The sequence below is a fragment of the Nostoc sp. GT001 genome (assembly GCF_030382115.1).
GTDB lineage: Bacteria > Cyanobacteriota > Cyanobacteriia > Cyanobacteriales > Nostocaceae > Nostoc.
This window is the reverse complement of the sequence record NZ_JAUDRJ010000003.1, coordinates 227943-246627: the sequence shown is the minus strand read 5'-3', so window position 1 is coordinate 246627 and position 18685 is coordinate 227943. Positions and strand designations below refer to the sequence as shown.

The window sequence follows — 18685 nt, the reverse complement described above, 5'->3', positions numbered from 1 at the left end:
CCCAATCATATCGCAAAGGGGGGGGCACTTTTAACCATAAAGTGTTAGATCAATAAAAAAACACATAATTTATTCAGATTTGTAAGAGTAGAGATTGTTGTTAGTGATATATGATCTGACCGATTCCGGGACTAAATAACGAATTGACTGGTCTTTGCGGCAAAATTTGCGAATTAGACTTGACGAAACTCCTACTAAAGGTATATTCAAGAGTTGCCAGTGAACGATCACAGACTCCTCCTTGAGTTGTTGCTCGACTTGCTTGCAGATTAATTTGCTTTGAGTTATAGTCTCACCACCTAGCTGTCGGGGTGCGATTAACCAATCACACATTTGTGCTAATTCGTGTCCCCGGTACCAACCGGGTAAGGTTTGGAAAGTATCCAAGCCCACAATCCAGTACCAGTGAGTATTTGGGTAACAAGCAGATAAGTCAATCAGGGTGTTAATGGCATAAGAAGTCCCAGACCGATTAGTCTCCACTAGTGAGACAGTAAATGCTGGGTTATCTTTTATTGCTAATTGCAGCATTTGCAGACGATGCTCAAACAAAGCTGCTTCTTTGTGAGGAGGATTTAGGGTTGGTACCCAAATTACCTTTTCAAGGGAGACTTGATGCAAAGCTGTCTCGGCTACGAGCAGGTGTCCCCAATGAATTGGATCAAATGTGCCACCAAAAATTGCTAGTTGCTGCATCCAGATCAGCCTGGGTTATATGCAATTGAAAAATAGTTTCATTACCAATGTACTATTGTACTCAATTCACGCCTAAACTTGATGCAATTTCAAATTAGTTTCACTAAACAATGTATTATGTAGCCAATTCCAGTAAGGTAGCCAAAAATATGTATTTGACATTACAAGAATTTCTTTCCCGATGCGGCCAAAATTTTCAGAATAATCTTAACAACAGTTCAGAAATCGCAAAAACCTCCAACCAAGGTAAAATCATTCTCAACCAGGAAAACCAGAGCAGAAACATCATTTGGGCATCAAACATGAACATGATACAGGAGTAGTTACGGTAAAAATCAAATTCCTGTTATGATACGCGTGTCATTTGTGATTATGGTGTGGTGTGGTGTAAGAGGAGCAATAAATGACTAATTTTGTAGATTTTAGTGGTAGACCATTTCATTTCATTGGCATCGGTGGCATAGGTATGTCTGCTCTGGCATACGTTCTTGCAAAGCGTCAATTTCCAGTGTCAGGTTCGGATCTTCGTCCTAACCACATTACGCACAAGTTGGAATCTATCGGTGCTCATATTTTCGGCAAACAAGAGGCAAGCAATCTCGAATTCTTTCAGCCTCAGGTATTGGCTGATTCAGTAGTATTAAATTCACCGGAAGAATTACCTACTGATACTAAGTCAAAACTGCCTCAAGTCATTTGTTCAACAGCAATAAACACTAATAATTTAGAATACAAAGCAGTTCTGGAATTAGGTTGTCCAGTTTTACATCGTTCAGATGTCCTAGCAGCTTTAATTGCCGATTATTACAGTATTGCAGTAGCAGGAACGCACGGCAAAACTACAACCAGTAGTATGATTGGCTATATGCTTCTAGAAGCAGGCCTAGACCCAACGATTTTAGTCGGTGGCGAAGTCAATGCTTGGTCCGGTAATGCTCGATTGGGACAAAGCCAATATTTGGTGGCCGAAGCAGATGAATCAGATGGTTCTCTGGTAAAACACGCTCCCGAAATTGGCATCATTACCAATATTGAACTCGATCATCCTGACCATTACGATACATTAGAAGAAGTCATTGACACCTTCCAGACATTTGCCAAGGGTTGTAAAACGTTGATAGGTAGCATTGACTGTGCTACAGTGCGCGATCGCTTACAACCCACAATCAGCTACAGCTTACACTCAGATACCGACGCTGATTACACCGTCACCAATATTGATTATCGTGCTGATGGTACCACAGCTTTGGTTTGGGAAAGAGGCAAAGCTTTGGGCGTGTTGACGTTGCGCTTGCTCAGTCGGCATAATCTCAGCAATGCTTTAGCGGCAGTGGCTGTTGGTCGCGCTTTGGGCTTAGAATTTGGAGCAATTGCCAAAGGTATCGCCACCTTTGAAGGAGCAAGACGACGCTTTGAGTTCCGAGGTGAAGTCAATGGCATTACCTTCATTGATGACTATGCTCATCACCCGAGCGAGATTCGCGTTACTCTCGCCGCAGCACGTTTACAGGCAAGACCAGGGCAAAGAGTGGTTGCCATCTTCCAACCTCATCGCTATAGCCGGACACTGACCTTTTTAGAAGAATTTGCCGAGTCTTTTACCCATGCTGATTTGGTGGTGCTGACTGATATTTACAGTGCAGGCGAACCTAATTTAGGGCAAATTAGTGGTGAACGTCTAACGGCGGAAATTGCTAAACAGCATTCTCCTGTCGTTTATCAACCAACTTTACCCGCAGTGTGTGAGTACTTGCTAGAAACACTACGCCCAGGAGACTTGGCACTGTTTTTAGGGGCTGGAAATTTGAACCAGGTGATTCCTGAAATAATTACGACACTTTGTGAGCTAGCTAAAGCCACATCCTAAGTGGAGACTTTGCGAAGTTTTATTTCCGAGCAAAGCGCCCCTCTAGCAACGGTTTCATCTGTGAATTCGATTACCGTATCTTTACGGTAAATTAATGTAAAAATTTTACCAAAAAAAGTAAAGATGACCATTTCCCAGGCAGCTGGAAAAGTCTGCACAGTTTCTGCTTTGAATACAAAGAAACAACAAAGAGCTAATTCAGTGGAGAGTGAAGTAATTTACTTACCCAGTACTGATTGTGCAATCAAGTCCCAGGCTTCTTTGTCAGCGTTTACTTCCTATAGAGTTGGGGGAGCAGCTGATTTATACGTTGCCCCACGAAACTTAGAAGCACTGCAAGCAAGTCTTAAGTACGCAAAAGAACGTAATTTAAAGGTGACAACACTGGGAGCAGGTTCTAACTTGCTGGTAAGCGATGGTGGTATATCAGGCTTAGTTATTGCTACTCGTCATCTCCGCTTTAACCACTTTGACCCCCAAACCGGTCAATTAACCGTTGCTGCCGGAGAATCAATTCCCAGCTTGGCATGGGCGGCAGCAGAATTAGGGTGGCAAGGATTGGAGTGGGCTGTTGGTATCCCCGGAACAGCAGGAGGTGCCGTGGTGATGAACGCAGGGGCACATAATAGCTGTATCGCAGATATGTTAGTTAGTGCTGAGGTACTTTCACCCGATGGTACGCTGGAAACTCTTACCCCGGAACAGTTAGGTTATAGCTACCGGACTTCATTATTGCAAGGTGGCGATCGCATAGTCACCCAAGCTACCTTACAACTCGCGCCAGGTGCAGACCCAGCAAAAGTTGTGGCAATTACCAAAGAACACAAAAAGCATCGGTTAAGCACTCAACCATACAACTTCCCCAGTTGTGGCAGTGTATTTCGCAATCCCAAACCTTACAGTGCTGGCTGGTTAATTGAACAAACTGGTCTGAAAGGCTACCAAATTGGTGGAGCACAAGTAGCACTACTACATGCTAATTTTATCGTTAATCGTGGTGGAGCAAAAGCTAGTGATATCTTCTGTCTCATTCGCCACATCCAACATCAAGTACAAGAACGTTGGTCTATTAATTTAGAGCCAGAAGTCAAAATGCTCGGAGAGTTTCAAGGTGCTTGTGGATAAAGAATGGGGAATGGGGAATGGGGANATTGGGAGANNNGGTAAAAGAATTAATAACCAATGTTCAATACCCTACTCCCTACTCCCAACCCATAACGCATTAATTATTGGTAAAAAAAGAGTCAAATTACTTACCGCATCTATAATTGAATTTGATTTGTTATTCAACGCACACGCGTATTAATAATTATGACAGGAAAAGGACAGGGATTCGGCTTTGGCTTAGGAAAAATGAAAGAATTAGCCGAAGCTTTTAAGAAAGCGCAGCAAGTTCAAGAAGGCGCAAAGCGACTCCAAGAAGAATTGGAGCAAATGGAGATTCAAGGAGAATCTGGCGGTGGTCTGGTGAAGGTAATTGTCAGTGGAAACCAAGAACCCAAGCGGGTAGAAATTTCTCCAGATGCTTTAGCAGAAGGTGCAGAAGTACTTTCCGATCTCGTAACAGTGGCAATGAAAGAAGCCTACAACAAGTCCACAGCAACAATGCGGGAACGCATGGAAGAATTAACCAGTGGGTTGGAGTTACCTGGATTTTAGTCATTGGTCATTAGTGAGCCAGCGCGGTCTTGGGGGTTTCCCCCATGAGTGACTGGCGAACCCATAAGGGTCATTGGTCATTAGTCATTAGACAAAGGACAAATGACTATTGACAAAGGACAAAGTATATCTATGCCTTACAAGTTGCTGTTTGTCTGCTTAGGTAACATCTGCCGATCGCCATCGGCAGAAAATATCATGAATCATCTCATTGAAGAGGCTGGCTTGAGCGATCGCATTCTCTGTGACTCTGCTGGTACATCTAGCTATCACGTTGGTAGCCCACCTGACAGACGTATGAGTGCTGCGGCTGCTACTAAATTGGGTATTAAACTGCGTGGTCAAGCACGACAGTTTCTAAAATCAGACTTTCAAGACTTTGATTTGATTTTGGCGATGGATCAAGAAAATTATGAGAACATCCTCACTCTCGATCGAACTAAGCAATATCAGCATAAAGTGCGTTTGATGTGCGAGTTTTGTTCTCGACACACTCTAACGGAAGTTCCAGATCCCTATTACGGTGGTCAAGAGGGATTTAATCAGGTTATTGATTTACTGATCGATGCTTGTGAAGGTCTGCTCACAAAAGTTAAAAGTGAAGAGTTAGGAGTTATGAGTGAGGAGTTATGAGTTTGGAGTTTGGAGTTTTAATTCCTCACTCCTCACTTTTAACGCCTAACTTTTATTCCACTAAACCATGCTTCATCGCATAACGGACTAATTCCGCGCGGTTGCTGGTTGAGGTTTTTCTCAATAAACTGCTAACGTACTTTTCCACAGTTCGAGGACTCAGGTGTAGCTGATGACCCATTTCGGCATTAGAAAGACCATGAGTCAATAACTCTAAGACTTCCTGTTCTCTGTGAGTTAGGGCTGAGTGCAGATGAGATTTCTGAATTTGAGTGGACAGAGAATTATGGGCATCTCCCGCTTTTGTCAAACCGGAAATGCCCAAACTATCTTTATGAGAAAAACGATACTCTGATTGGATAATTTGCGATCGCTCCAAAAGATTGCGGATTGCTGCTGCTAACTCTTCCAGTTCAAAAGGCTTGGGCAAATATAAATCGCACCCTGACTGGTAGCCCAGAATTCTTTCTTGGGTTTTAATGCGTGCCGTTAATAAAATTACAGGCAATAAACGAAACACTGGTTGTTGACGCACCCGGCGCACCAGTTCATAGCCATTCATCCGTGGCATAACAATATCCGTGACAATCAAATCAGGATGATACTCATCCACCATAAACAAAGCCTCTTGACCGTCATTAGCCGTGATCACTGAGTAGCCAGACAGTTCAAGATAGTCGCTAACAGACAGACGAGTGCCCAAATCATCATCCACTACAAGGATCGTCAAGGGCATGGATAATACACCCCTAGCATTTTTTTACTCAGAAATTTGCTTCTATGTACTCCGTTACTGAACACAGACAATAATAGTGTTCTTATGTTTCATACTATGACAGGATTACCAGCTAATGACTGCTCTCAGGGTTTATTTATAAAGAAAATCTTAAATCATTAGGAAGGTTAACGAAGTTTAACCACCTTAGACTCCCTGTGCTTAGGAGGTATAAAGAGCTTTGTAATTTGTCACAACTCATCAATTAAGGAGAGTGAATGTTCATTAGCGTCATATTTGTCAGGATTTATGCAAAAAGGGAGTGAGGGCAATTCATCTAAATGCAAAGAAGCAAGTTACCGCGAAGTTTTTCGTAAAGAAGTGGCTTTCCACAGGGTATGACCTCTACTTGATGTGTAAGTCCTATCTGTGAAACTGCACAAAATCAGGCTTGGTGAGACAAGTTGCTCAAGCAACTTGTTCTATGAAATCTTAGAGGTAATCGGTATCAGCTAACTTAAAGTTGCCAGAAAACCTTAATTGTGAACTTAGAAAAGCTAAATTAGTGATATACAGTTCACCATTTATAGCGGTTCTAAGATACACCCTATAATTTACAAACCAATCCAAATAATTTTTTAGGTACATTTAAAGCACACAAAATTATCAATGAGCGACAAGAACGAAGGTTACAAAGTCATTTGCGACAACCGTCAAGCCCGTTATTTGTATGAAATTCTAGAAACTTACGAAGCTGGAATTGAGTTGACAGGAACAGAGGTGAAGTCGATTCGTGCGGGGAAAGTCAATCTCCAAGATGGCTATGCTTTGCTTCGCAATGGCGAAGCATGGTTGATCAATGTGCATATCTCGCCTTACAACGCTAGTGGACAATATTTTAATCATGAACCAAGGCGTACACGCAAGCTTCTATTGCATCGTCAAGAACTCCGTAAGCTAATTGGCAAAGTCGAACAGCAGGGTTTAACTTTAATCCCTTTGAAAATGTATCTCAAACGAGGCTGGCTAAAAGTCAGTATAGCCCTTGGCAAAGGTAAAAAGCTCCACGATAAGCGAGAAGACCTGAAACGACGCCAAGACCAGCGTGACATTCAACGGGCAATGAAAAGTTATTGAGGATTCAGTGTTGCTAAACTACCACAATGAGTGAGAAACGTATTGCTGTAAAAGCTATGTTGTATGTCTACAGCGTGAGTTATGAAAATGTTTAGTTTATAGCCGCAGATTGATTTTGTTAAGGTTGAGAACCAATACAGTGGTGAGTGACTTCGGATAGCATCAGGAACTTTTACAACTTATGAAAAGTAATTTCATTACCGCTGTTGGCACTGGCATTCTCACCTTGAGTATGGGAATTTTACCTTTAACTCTATCTGCACAAGCTCAAACAACTAATGACACTGGAGCCACTACTACTGCTCCAACAACCACCACTGACGATCGCAACGATTTTGATTGGGGTTGGCTAGGATTGCTTGGTTTATTGGGTCTAGGCGGGTTGGTTGGCAAAAAGAACGATCGCGAACCTGTAGCTTATCGTGACCCTAATGCCCCAAGTGCCACTAACTACAGAGATTAGACAATTCAAAGTTTATTTATGGAAAATTCAAAAGTTGTCAGTTGTTCGGTAAGAAAACAACTGACAATTTATTTATGTTAATTTACTGCTGGTTCTGAGTTAGTTGTATTTGTCTGGTTTTGAGCTAAAGGTGTCCAGTAGCTTGCAATTAAGGCAACGATCAGCCACCAGAGAGTATTGACTTCAGGACGATACCAGACAGTATCTACGGTACCGTGAGCTAGCATACCCAACAAAATAGCGATCGCTCCAATTAACCAAAATCCCTCTACACTTCTGATTTGTCGCAATCGTCGCATTTGTAAAAGTGCAGTATTAAATGTGACAATTAATAGCCAAAGAAAGCAGGCTAAACCAACAAAGCCAGTTTCTACAGTCACTTCAAACAATATCGAATAGGCGCTCAAAGCAGTGTAACGAGGGCGTTGGTAGAGGGGATAAACTTTATTAAAAGAGTTGTGACCAGGCCCAATGCCGAAAATCGGGCGATCGCGAATCATTTCAAATACAGCATCCCACACATTTCGGCGAAAATTATTACTGCTATCTTTACGGTCGGCAAAAATACTAAAGACTCGCAGCCGCACTGGCTCTACAAATATCACTGCTAGCACCAATACGCCGATTAAACCTCCTAACACAATCGGTATTGACCAAGTACGCCAAAAACGAGGCATTTCTACGCTTTTCCAATAAACTAGCAATGCCATCACAGCTAAAACTGCCACCACTAGTCCAATCCAACCGCCACGACTAAAAGTCAGAATCAGGCAGGAACTATTGACAATTAGCATCGTTAATGCAAGAGCTTTTTTAGCCAGCTTTGCCATGCAAAAATTGCCACTAAACTAAAAATTACTGCTGGTAGGAGGTATCCAGCCAATAAGTTGGGATTGCCTAAATAACTATAGACTCTTGTAGTCTTAGACATCGGAGATTCTGGATCAACCCAAGTTGCCAATGCTGTGGCTCCAAAAAACCATTGGCGCAACCCGTATACACTAACAATTAACGATACGTGCAGATAAAGGATGATAATCCAAGAACGGAGGCGAGGCGACCTTAATACCCTGGCACAAAGGGCAAATAGTAGCAAATACAAGGTCAACGTTCCCAAGTCGTTAAGTGCTGCCTTTTTGACTGGTGATAATGCTGTTGCAATTGCGGCAACTCCCCAGTAAAGCAGTACTAGCAGGTGAATGGGAGTGACTGACGAGACATTTGCTGTTGTTACTTCATCTGATAAAGTCAACAACAGCCAAAATCCGACACAAGCCACCAGCAACAAACCCACCAACGTACTGGAAGCAAAAGGTGCTAGAGCATATATTAAGCTGAGTAAAGCTGCTGCGATCGCATCTCCCCATTGAAGCAAGACGCTAGTTTGCCGCCAAGAACTTAGCAGTCCCACCAGAGAGCGGTGTACATAACTGGTAGCAAGATATTCTTTGAGCGGTAAAGTTGATAGAGTAAATCGTTGCCAGACTAAATTCATAAAAAACATTGCGATCGATTAGCCTGCCGACGCAGAACTTGGAATCGATCATAATGCCTATAGCTATAAAAAGGTAATAACAGAAATTGCCCATCGCGTGATGGCGCTTTTATTCCTAGCCATCAGCCAATAGGAAGTTAAGATAGTTCTTCATATACTTAGTACAGCTTAATGTAAAATGGTGGCGAATTGAGGGTTGAAATTTAAAAGCATAGGTAAGCGCAGAAGCACACAGAGAATTAATCAAATCTAGATAGAAAATACGTCTTTCCCAATCTCCAATTACCCCTTATCCCCAGAGGGGGCCCCACCTTACGCAATCCCCACGATTAGACATCGCTAATTGCTTGTGAGGAAGTCGCTAGTTGCAGTGGCAAAGAAAGCACATAACGATATCCTGATTCTGGTGAACCTTGAATCAAAATATGTCCACCATGTAATTCTGCCAGTTGACAGCTTAGTAATAGACCTAAGCTTTCACGAGAAAGACTTCCATGTGATTTAGCTAAATTTATACCTGAACTAGTAGCAAAGAAATTTGAGTGGGAATCACTCAAGTTTTTGGAATTTTCCACTGCTACTGATAAAGTATCTAGTTGTTCTTGTCTTTCTGTATGAGTATTGTAAGTTGCGACCTCACCTGTAAGCTCCAGCAGCGACAAAGAATTGAGACGGAAGTAAGGATCGACCTCTGTTATGCCATCGCCTAACCAGGGATGGGAAACCCAAATAGTAATGTTAAGCGCATCTTCTTTGTAAGAAACATGAATGCGAACAATGCTACCTGTAGCCGAAAGTTGAATCACACTGAAAACCAGATGATAAAGCATTTGCCGCACCTTGTCTTTATCTAAAGGCCAAATGCGATTGCGTCCCGGTTCTATAGACAGGCGAATATCTTGCTCGCGGCGATTAGCTACTTCTTCTAGGGTATTGATAGCTTGTTGGCATAGCATTTCAATATCCACGGGAGCTAAATTTAGCACAGTTGAGTTTTCATCCATCGCTCCTAGTTCGGTAATTTCGTTTACTAGGGAAAGTAAATACCGACCACTGTGTTGGATAATTTCTAAATATTCTCTCTGCTTAGTCGTCAAAGCGCCCATAAATCTCACGTCCTAAAACACTAGCCATACCGAGTACAGATGTTAAGGGCGTGCGTAACTCCTGAGTTAGCTGACTCAAAAGTTCTAGCTTCAGTTGCTTAGTAGAAACAGAGTCGCTATCTGTGGATGCAGTAATTTTAATCTCAGTGTTACGTTCCTCATTCAGTGAAAACATCGGAACGTTTTTGGCAGCGCTTGATTCGAGTTTGCCTTGCAGGAGTCTATTACGTTCAAATTCACTCATGCTCCAACGAGCAATGATTTGTAAAAACTCAATATCTCGCGTTGTAAAATTGCGCGGGACTAAATCCATCACCGCTAATGCACCTAAACAATGTCCCTCAGCATCAATTAATGGCGCTCCTAAGTAAGCACGAATACCATAATCTTGCACTAACTTGCTGCCAGCAAGTACAGGATCGGTAAGTTTATGCGTATCATTAATTACAAATACTTGAAAGTTATCTACTACCTGAGTGCAAAATGATTCCCGGCGTAGTAGTTGGCGGCTTTGTGCTAAATGATTCATTAGTCCTAGTCTAGATAAGCCTATCGCCGATTTGAACCAATGGCGTTCTTGATCCACAAATCCCAATATCGAAATTGGTGCTTCCAAAAAGTGGGCAGCAGTCTGTGTGGCTTCTTCAAAAACCGGAATCGTTTCTGGTTGCCGCAAACCTAAATCGGACAAAGCTTTGAGGCGTTGCTGTTCTCTTGATTCATGAGAATCCCAACCATCCTTTAGGGCAAATAATTTGTTTTCAGGCTCTATCATTGCCACTGCTACCTTAATAATTTCTCTATTGTGTAATTGATCCAAGTCCTATTTCTAGGTTATCAATTGCTATTTTTAAGCATTCCCTAATTTTGCCTCTGACAAACAAATTTAGGGCAAAAATTTTTTCTCCCTTGCATTAAGCCAAGATATGGTGTCTGCTAGTTACTAGTTACTGGTGCTGAATGTTCTTTATCTAGCACTGATGTAGTCTTTATTGCTTGAGATTTTGCAAGCAGACTGCGTTAGATTTGAATTCCGTCAGGGTAAGCTAATGCTAAGGATACAATACAAAGGGGCTGTGATTATTTATGTATATAAGGGAAAATTTTGACTGTAACATTCAAAGTAAATTTACTTAAAAAAATAGATCTTAGTGTAATTAAATATAGACATTTTACTGAGAACAGTTAGCACCCAGAGATGATAATCCTAGTGCAGGATGACCTAAATAGGGCAACCATATCTCTACGGATTAGCAAACTACCAAATTATTGAAAAGCCCAGTTTATGAAATTTTTGAATTTTGAGAGAAGTCTCATGGCAACTTCGGGCGCTCAAATTAAGAGGGCGTGATTTTGAAAACCATAACCGACTAAATAATTGATCTAAGTCTTTATCCAATAGATTAAATCTATGACAATTTCATGCCGAAAATTGTACAATAGGTTCTATTTTTTCCATGTAAGGAAACAATTTTTTGAGGACGACTGGTAATGAATAAAATGACTATTAGAGTTCCATTTGTAGACCTAAAGTTACAACATGAACCAATTCAAACGCAATTGCAAGATGCAATCCAATCTGTATTGGAACTGGGAGATTTTATTTTAGGACAAGCACTTTCAGATTTTGAAGCAGCATTTGCGGCAGTATCTGGTACGGCTTATGGAGTTGGTGTGGCATCAGGAACAGATGCGATCGCTCTGGGGTTACAAGCGTGTAATATTGGTACTGGCGATGAAGTGATTTTACCCGCAAATACCTTTATCGCCACCTTAATTGGGGTGCTACGTGCTGGCGCCAAGCCAATTTTGGTAGATTGCGATCGCCAAACTGCTTTAATTGATTTAAGAGAAGCAGCAAAGGCAATTACGCCTCAGACTAAAGCGATTATCCCTGTGCATCTCTATGGTCAGATGGTATCACCTCGCGATTTAGTGAACTTTGCCGATACCTACAAACTCCTAATTTTTGAAGATGCCGCCCAAGCACATCTCGCCCAAAGAGACGGATATTACGCTGGTTCAGTAGGAATAGCAGCAGCTTTTAGTTTCTATCCCAGCAAAAATTTGGGAGCATTTGGGGATGGGGGAATGCTGCTGACACGAGATGTAGATGTAGCCCAAAAGATGGTGCGCTTGCGAAATTATGGTGCATCGCAAAAGTATTTTCATACTGAATCAGGTACGAATAGCCGCTTGGATACTTTGCAAGCAGCAATTTTGCACAAAAAACTCCCATATTTGCCGCAGTGGAATCGCGATCGCCTAACTATTGCCCAGCAGTATGATAATGAGCTAGCACCCTTGGCAACTGCTGGAATTATCCCTATAGAAAATCAAAGTAATACAGGACACGTTTATCATCTTTATGTGATTAAAGTAGATGATTCTTGCCCAATAGAACGCCAGCAACTCCAGGAAAAACTCACGGCGGCGGGGATTCAAACTGGTATTCACTATCCAATTCCTTGTCATCTCCAGCCAGCATTCACCAACTTAGGCTATCAATTGGGAGATTTTCCTCAAGCAGAAAAGTTATCAAAGCAAATATTATCATTACCGATGTATCCTGGTTTGAGTAGTAGCCAAGTTAAAGAAGTTGTAGCAGCGATCGCCAATGCAGTCTCAACAAGTTATCAGGTAGATAATCTATCTCCTGCTGACCTTGGCAGCGTGGTAGCCTGAAGTTAATTCATACTTAATGTACATCTAAAAATTAGACATTTGTCCTTTGTCAATAGTCATTTGTCCTTTGTCCTTTGTTAAAAACTAATGACCAATACTTCTCTACGAGAGTCTACGCGAACGACTACGCGGTAGTTGAATCTCGACTTACCTCGACTTCGCTCGGCACAAGTCGCTCGATTACCGCGCAGTCGAAACTCAGTACAAGTGACCAATGACCAATGACTAATAAGCAATGACTAATAACCAATGACCAATGACTAATACTGAAAATCATGGCACTCCAGCAACAGGTTAAAAATATAAACGCATCAGGCTTGTTAAATCTAGCTATTTTAGGCGTTTTGCTGCTGCTTTATTCTCCAATATTGTTACACTGGTTGGATGGTTGGCTGCACAAAAATATCAGTACAGAACACGAATATTTCAGCCACGGGATTATTGGTCTACCATTTGCGGCTTATCTGGGCTGGATGAACCGGAAAAAGTGGAGACGTTTGCCAGATACCATCAATCCTTTAGGCGCTGTTTTATTGCCATTAGGGGCAGTTTTTTATCTTAGCGGTGTTACAGAGTGGGTTAACCTTTCCTTGCCCGTGATATTAATCGGATTATGCTTGTGGTTTAAGGGAATAGCAGGTTTGCGATTACAAGGATTCCCTCTACTACTAGTATTTTTAGCAACCCCAACAGCATTACCCTATCTCATTGCTCCCTATACCTTACCTCTGCAAAGCTTCATCGCTGGCACAGCAGGTTTCATACTGAATCAATTTGGGATGGAAGTAACCGTAGATGAGATCAATCTTTACGTGGGAGGACGGATTGTAGAAGTTGCTCCCTATTGTGCAGGGCTGAAAATGTTGTTTACAACTCTCTACGTGGGCTTGATGCTGCTTTATTGGACAGATGCTTTGTCTTCACGGCGGACAACTATATCGTTTTTATCTCTTGCTGCGATCGTTAGTATTATTGCCAATATCATTCGTAATACTTTACTTACTTTCTTTCACGGCACGGGTCAAGAAGCGTCTTTTAAATGGCTGCATGATGGTTGGGGTGGTGATCTTTACTCTGCTTGTATGCTGGTGTCACTAGTGCCCTTACTGAATTGGATTAATAGCTATTTTTCAGCATCTCTAGAAACTGAGCAAGAGGCAGAAAGTTAGAGGCATTGGGCATTGGGTAGAGGGGCAGAGGAGCAGAGGAGCAGAGGAGAAAATTTTCTGCAACTTCTCCCCTGTTCTCCATTTTTCACTCTCCACTCCCTTAATTTTTCATCACTTATACGTAAGTCCTAAATATTACTGAACTCACAATGTGATTTTATAAAGTAAGATTCTGCCTAAGTATTGCAAATTTTACTGATGATTTCCTTCTCTAAATTTTTCAAGGAAAACCAATTGACTCAGGTAGCAGCACTTTTGTTGTTGCTACTGCTGCTAGCAATGGCAGGGGTTCCCGGATATCTGACAGGACACTGGCAATGGAAACAGCCGCCAGCTGTTACTACCCTCCACGAATTAAAACAGATCCGCAAGACTGGGTTAACCCTTCCTGGTTGGCAAACTATTGAACAAGCAGAACAGCAAATTGGCGAACATAATTGGTCTTTGCAGGTAATTAAAAAAGAAGGTTCCGAATCCCAAGCAATCCTGCTTTTGTTGCCGCAAAATGGGCCTATGGATCAACCAGAGGTAGAGTGGACAGACGTTAACGGCTGGGGAAGGTCACGCTGGGGAAAGTGGGATATAGCTCAATCTCGTTCTGCGGAATTTACTGTGAAACCATCTGCAAAGTTAGCTTCTAATGTCGAAACTAAAGTAGAAGCTAGGTTTTTTCGCGCCTCCACACCACAGCAAACCTTCGCTGTTTTGCAATGGTATGCGATGCCAGACGGCGGAAATCCATCACCTTTTCACTGGTTTTTGGCAGATCAACTGGCACAGTGGCGCAAGCAACGCACTCCTTGGGTTGGCGTGAGCATTCTGATTCCAATGGAACCTTTGGGGCAGGTAGAAACATCTTGGTCTTTAGCCCAGTCTATTGGGGAAACAGTGCAAGCTGCATTAATGGCAGGCCCTTTGTAGAGTCTGTTATAGATGCCCTTGTGCAGAGATTTATCAAGAGTATGTCTATAAATTGTGTTCAGACTGAAACTCACCTAAAATGATGTTAACAACATGAAGTTAGAAATTAAATTGAGCAAAATTATTTTTTTTCTCTTGGTAAATACTTCTAGATAAAAGAGACATTGAAGGCATTTTTAGAGTAAAATAACCACTCGGCGCGACTAATTTCTATATCAATATTTTCTACACCGATGTTCATAGATGCCAGTTATTATATGCGTGGATTCAGCGCCCTGTGTTTTGTCAGTCTTCAAGTAGGAGTTTTCTTAACAACACCTATCCAACTTGTTGTTGCCCAGCCTTTTCCATCTCAAGGACAATCACCAGGGAAATTCCCCTCACCTGTGCCAGTTAATGAAGTTGCACCTCTAGGCGCAAATGAAGAAATTTCCCCGCAACTGAGCCGCTACCTTTTGGGGCCAGGAGATGCAATTGGTGTTGTGCTTCAGCGTCCTCCTGGGCCATACCGTTTAGGCATAGGAGATGGAATTAGCGTTTCGGTTCAGCGCTTTCCAGATTTGAGCTTTCAAGCTTTAATCAACCCAGAAGGTAATATTGCGGTGCCGTTATTGGGAACAATTTCTTTACAAGGTTTAACTTTGGAAGAAGCTCAAGAAAAAATTCGCTTGGGTTTAAATCGTTATGTAGTCGATCCAATAATAGTTTTAGCCTTAGTAACGCAGCGTCAAGACCTCAGTTTTCAAGCTGTAATTAGTCCAGAAGGCAACATCATCGTGCCACAAGTGGGAACGGTGTCATTAAAAGGTTTAACCTTGGAAGAAGCTCAAGAAAAAATTCGTTTGGGCTTGAGTCGCTTTTTCCCAGATCCAATCGTGGTAGTATCTTTGGCAGGAACGCGACCAGTTCAAGTTACCATTAGCGGAGAAATATTTCGACCAGGAATTTATCCAATTAATTCACCAACACCCCGCGTTGCTGATGCTTTGCTAACATCTGGTGGTTCAACGTTGAATGCAGACCTGCGACAGGTGCAAGTACGGCGAAAGTTAATCGATGGTTCTGTGATTTCACAAACTATTGACTTATACGCAGCATTGCAAAATGGCGGTTCAATCCCGAATTTACGCTTACAAGACGGAGATGCAATACTCGTACCCCGTCGTGAAGTTGGTAATGAGGATGGTTATGACCGCAATTTGGTAGCACGTTCATCCTTGGCCACACCACAGATTAGAGTCCGAGTTTTAAACTACGCTGCTGGTGGTCTTTCCATTCAAGCACTGCCTAACGGTAGTACATTTGTAGATGCTTTGGGAGGTGTAAATCTAGACACTGCTAATCTGAGAGATATCGCTCTGGTTCGCTTTGATTCGGAACGAGGCAAAGCTGTTACCCAAAAACTTGATGCTAAAAAAGCTCTAGGCGGTGATGCGTCGCAAAATGTAGCACTTCAAGATAATGATGTTATTGTTGTTGGTCGGAACCTCATTGGTAGAATTACTAATTTCTTGACCACCATTACCCAACCTTTCTTCAATGTTCAATCCTTTCTCCGGTTTTTTGACAATATCGGTGGTGGCTCGAATTAGTAACATTAAAAGAAAGATAAAACCTAGAAATAGTTTGGAGTATAGGAAGCCACATCTCTAACTGATATTTTAATTTATTAATGGAAAAATCTTAAAGATATCAACCGATATATACAGTAGGAAGTTGATAGCATCCTTGTATCAAAGCCACTATCTTTTAGTTTGGTGCTTCCTAAATTTTGAATTTTGTTAGCGCAGCGTTAGCGAGTCTGCGAGCGTCATATTTAAATTTTGAATTGGAGCGAAGCGACCATGACCCCACCAATTGTTAAACGCTATCTTATTGCTTTTGATAAATATAAGTGGATTGGACTAGCTAGTTTTGGTTTAGTTGTTGCCGGATCAACTGTGGTAGCTATGCAACCAGAGCCACCTACTAGCTATATAGCATCTGGGGCACTTACTTATAGTGGACCACCAGTTTCTTTCTCTGCAACTGGTAATGAAATCCAACAGCAAGGGAAGGAACTAAATGAGGAAGTTTTACTATCAAACCAGATAATTGCAAGTGTGGCGGAGAAAGTCGGTGTCAAACCGAAACAACTCGGTGCAAGTCTTGCTCTTGCTCTACCTAAAAAAAATGCTAAGAGTGGAGAATTAGAATCTTCTACCTTTGAACTTAAATATGTAGATAGTGACGCCAAACGAGGCATACAGGTATTGACGGAATTGATGCAAGCAATGATCAAGTTGAGTAGTGACATCAATACTGGGCGATTACAAGCAATTATTCAAAAGATTAACGATCGCACACCACAAGCTAAACGGGAATTGCAAATTGCTGAAAAGAAGTTAGAACAGTACGATCGCGTAGAGCGAACAGCAATCTTAGCAGCAGAGAATGGCAGCTTGTTAAGCGCCATTACTGCCAGCCAAAATCTCCAACGGCAAATTCAATTAACTATTTCAGGGGTTGATGGTCAAGCTCGCAGTTTACAAAATAAGTTAGGCTTAACAGTCGGACAAGCTTATGTTTCTTCTGCTTTGAGTGCCGATCCAATTATTGGGAACTTACGAGCGCAAATTTATCAAAGTGAATCGCAAATCGCTGTACTCAGAAAAGATTTGCGGCCGGAACATCCAACGATGGTGCAGTTAATGCGTCAGAAACAAGCTGCTGAGGAATTACTACAACAACGTGCTGCTGAAGTTTTAGGTGGTGGTGGGACGGCGGCTCCGCTTCAGGGTAGCGTTGCAGGTATTCGCACTCAAAGCAGTTTAGATCCAACACGCCAGCAATTGGCAAACCAAATGGTGTCTTTACAAACCCAACGGGAGACGCTGCAACAACAACTAGCTCAAGAAATCCAACTAGAAGCGCGACTCCGGCGAGAGTATGCTTTGATACCCAATAAGCAATTAGAGCGATCGCGTTTAGAACAGGAGGTTGGACTCAAAAAAGCCATCTATGACCAAATGCAGGTGAAGCTAACCGATGCGAAAACCGCAGAGGCAGAAACTACTAGCAGCCTCAGTATTGCCAGACGCCCCGCAGTCACTGTCGATCCCAAACCTCCGAAGAGTGTGCCTATTACCCTTGCTGTAGGTGGTTTCTTAGGTGTATTGATTGGTGGCGGGGTGATATTTTTGTTGGGAGCGCTGGAAGGGACTTTCAAAACCAGAGAGGATATTCGCGAGAGCCTCAAGCAACGAGAAGTGGCACTGTTGGGAGAATTGCCTTTAATGCCAGTTGATGATTTGGAGCCAGATGCTGTACCAGTAGTATTTTCCCAAGATTCTCCTTATTTAGAATTTTATGAGAAATTCCGTAGTAATATGCGCCGGATTGGTGGTAAAAACTTAAAGGTAGTATTGATTACTAGCACCAGTAGCCTAGAGGGTAAAACAGCAAGTGCTTATAATTTGGGTGTTGCTTCCGCCCGTGCCGGTAAAAGAACCTTAATTATCGAAACAGATTTGCGATCGCCTTCCCGTTGTACATCGTTAAAAGTAATCCCTGACCCGGAAGCCACTATTGAACCCCTACGTTATTACGCTAATTTGAGTGAATGTATTCGTTTAGTTCCTGATATTGAAAATTTATACATTCTTCCCAGCCCTGGACCAGTAAGGCAATCCGCTGCTATTCTTGAATCCAGCGAAATGCGGCGGCTGATAGAAGATGTCCGCGAACGTTTTGATTTAGTCATTTTAGATACTAGTCCCCTCAGCATATCCAATGACCCTTTGTTAATTCAACCCTACAGCGATGGGATCGTACTAGTGGCGCGACCAAACTATACGCAAGAGAATATGCTAGGTGAAGCTATCGATCAATTGGTTGAATCTGAACTGGGGTTATTGGGAGCAATTATTAATGGTGCTGATATCATCGTTTCTGCACGTGAAGAAGTTGCAAAATCATCAACATTTATATCTGAGGTAGAACAGTCAGAAGAAGTTTCAGCGAGTGCCAACAAAAACTAATAGTTTCAAATGTGTAAATTTTAACGCAGACTATCGGATTTGCGTTGGCGTTCGCTTTAGCGTCTCTGAAAAAGAATCGTCTCGCAGAGAATTGAAAGGTAGCAATTTTTTTGCTCAGAG

Annotated in this window: 13 protein-coding genes and 2 pseudogenes; 11 read left to right on the top strand and 4 right to left on the bottom strand. The window is 42.1% G+C overall.

Translation table 11 applies throughout. The features are described 5' to 3' along the window. Positions 1–69: 69 nt before the first annotated feature. The gene (gene nadD / locus QUD05_RS03670) at positions 70–696 is read right to left on the bottom strand and encodes a nicotinate (nicotinamide) nucleotide adenylyltransferase (RefSeq protein ID WP_289794912.1); all 627 of its coding nucleotides are present in this window, start codon (positions 694–696) and stop codon (positions 70–72) included. Positions 697–1099: 403 nt separating this feature from the next. Here nadD and murC point away from each other — a divergent pair, with 403 nt between their 5' ends. The 4 genes from murC (at position 1100) to QUD05_RS03650 (ending at position 4855) form a co-directional block, all read left to right on the top strand. Then, positions 1100–2563: a UDP-N-acetylmuramate--L-alanine ligase gene (murC, locus tag QUD05_RS03665; RefSeq protein WP_289794911.1), complete on the top strand. Its 1464-nt coding sequence runs from the start codon at positions 1100–1102 to the stop codon at positions 2561–2563. Positions 2564–2686: 123 nt separating this feature from the next. Next, positions 2687–3688, top strand: coding sequence for a UDP-N-acetylmuramate dehydrogenase (murB, locus tag QUD05_RS03660; RefSeq protein ID WP_289794910.1), 1002 nt, complete (start codon positions 2687–2689; stop codon positions 3686–3688). Positions 3689–3874: 186 nt separating this feature from the next. After that, entirely contained in the window at positions 3875–4222 is a 348-nt protein-coding gene (locus QUD05_RS03655) for a YbaB/EbfC family nucleoid-associated protein (RefSeq protein ID WP_099100025.1), read from the top strand. 132 nt (positions 4223–4354) lie between these two features. Beyond that, entirely contained in the window at positions 4355–4855 is a 501-nt protein-coding gene (locus QUD05_RS03650; RefSeq protein WP_289799873.1) for a low molecular weight protein-tyrosine-phosphatase, read from the top strand. 52 nt (positions 4856–4907) lie between these two features. Here the strand turns inward: QUD05_RS03650 and QUD05_RS03645 are convergent, their stop codons facing one another. Beyond that, a complete protein-coding gene (locus QUD05_RS03645; RefSeq protein WP_289794909.1) occupies positions 4908–5591 on the bottom strand; it encodes a response regulator transcription factor in 684 nt (227 codons plus the stop codon). Between the two features lie 648 nt (positions 5592–6239). On the opposite strand from QUD05_RS03645, the gene smpB reads away from it, so the two are divergent. After that, the gene (gene smpB, locus QUD05_RS03640; RefSeq protein ID WP_094349892.1) at positions 6240–6707 is read left to right on the top strand and encodes an SsrA-binding protein SmpB; all 468 of its coding nucleotides are present in this window, start codon (positions 6240–6242) and stop codon (positions 6705–6707) included. Between the two features lie 181 nt (positions 6708–6888). Continuing rightward, positions 6889–7170 carry a WGxxGxxG family protein gene (locus QUD05_RS03635; protein WP_289794908.1) on the top strand — a complete coding sequence of 94 codons (282 nt, stop codon included), beginning with the start codon at positions 6889–6891 and terminating at the stop codon, positions 7168–7170. A 77-nt stretch (positions 7171–7247) separates the two neighbouring features. Here QUD05_RS03635 and QUD05_RS03630 read toward each other — a convergent pair. Next, positions 7248–8665, bottom strand: a pseudogene (locus tag QUD05_RS03630) (IctB family putative bicarbonate transporter). A gap of 329 nt (positions 8666–8994) precedes the next feature. Next, positions 8995–10546, bottom strand: a pseudogene (locus QUD05_RS03625) (GAF domain-containing sensor histidine kinase). Positions 10547–11262: 716 nt separating this feature from the next. Here QUD05_RS03625 and QUD05_RS03620 point away from each other — a divergent pair. The 5 genes from QUD05_RS03620 to QUD05_RS03600 all read left to right on the top strand — a co-directional run bounded on the left by QUD05_RS03620 (position 11263) and on the right by QUD05_RS03600 (position 18565). Further along, the gene (locus tag QUD05_RS03620; protein ID WP_289794907.1) at positions 11263–12456 is read left to right on the top strand and encodes a DegT/DnrJ/EryC1/StrS family aminotransferase; all 1194 of its coding nucleotides are present in this window, start codon (positions 11263–11265) and stop codon (positions 12454–12456) included. Between the two features lie 275 nt (positions 12457–12731). Next, a complete protein-coding gene (gene crtB, locus QUD05_RS03615) occupies positions 12732–13625 on the top strand; it encodes a cyanoexosortase B (RefSeq protein ID WP_289794906.1) in 894 nt (297 codons plus the stop codon). A 198-nt stretch (positions 13626–13823) separates the two neighbouring features. Next, the gene (locus tag QUD05_RS03610) at positions 13824–14546 is read left to right on the top strand and encodes a cyanoexosortase B system-associated protein (RefSeq protein WP_289794905.1); all 723 of its coding nucleotides are present in this window, start codon (positions 13824–13826) and stop codon (positions 14544–14546) included. Between the two features lie 233 nt (positions 14547–14779). After that, positions 14780–16138: a polysaccharide biosynthesis/export family protein gene (locus QUD05_RS03605; protein WP_289794904.1), complete on the top strand. Its 1359-nt coding sequence runs from the start codon at positions 14780–14782 to the stop codon at positions 16136–16138. Positions 16139–16390: 252 nt separating this feature from the next. Then, positions 16391–18565 carry a GumC family protein gene (locus QUD05_RS03600; RefSeq protein WP_289794903.1) on the top strand — a complete coding sequence of 725 codons (2175 nt, stop codon included), beginning with the start codon at positions 16391–16393 and terminating at the stop codon, positions 18563–18565. Positions 18566–18685: the final 120 nt, after the last annotated feature.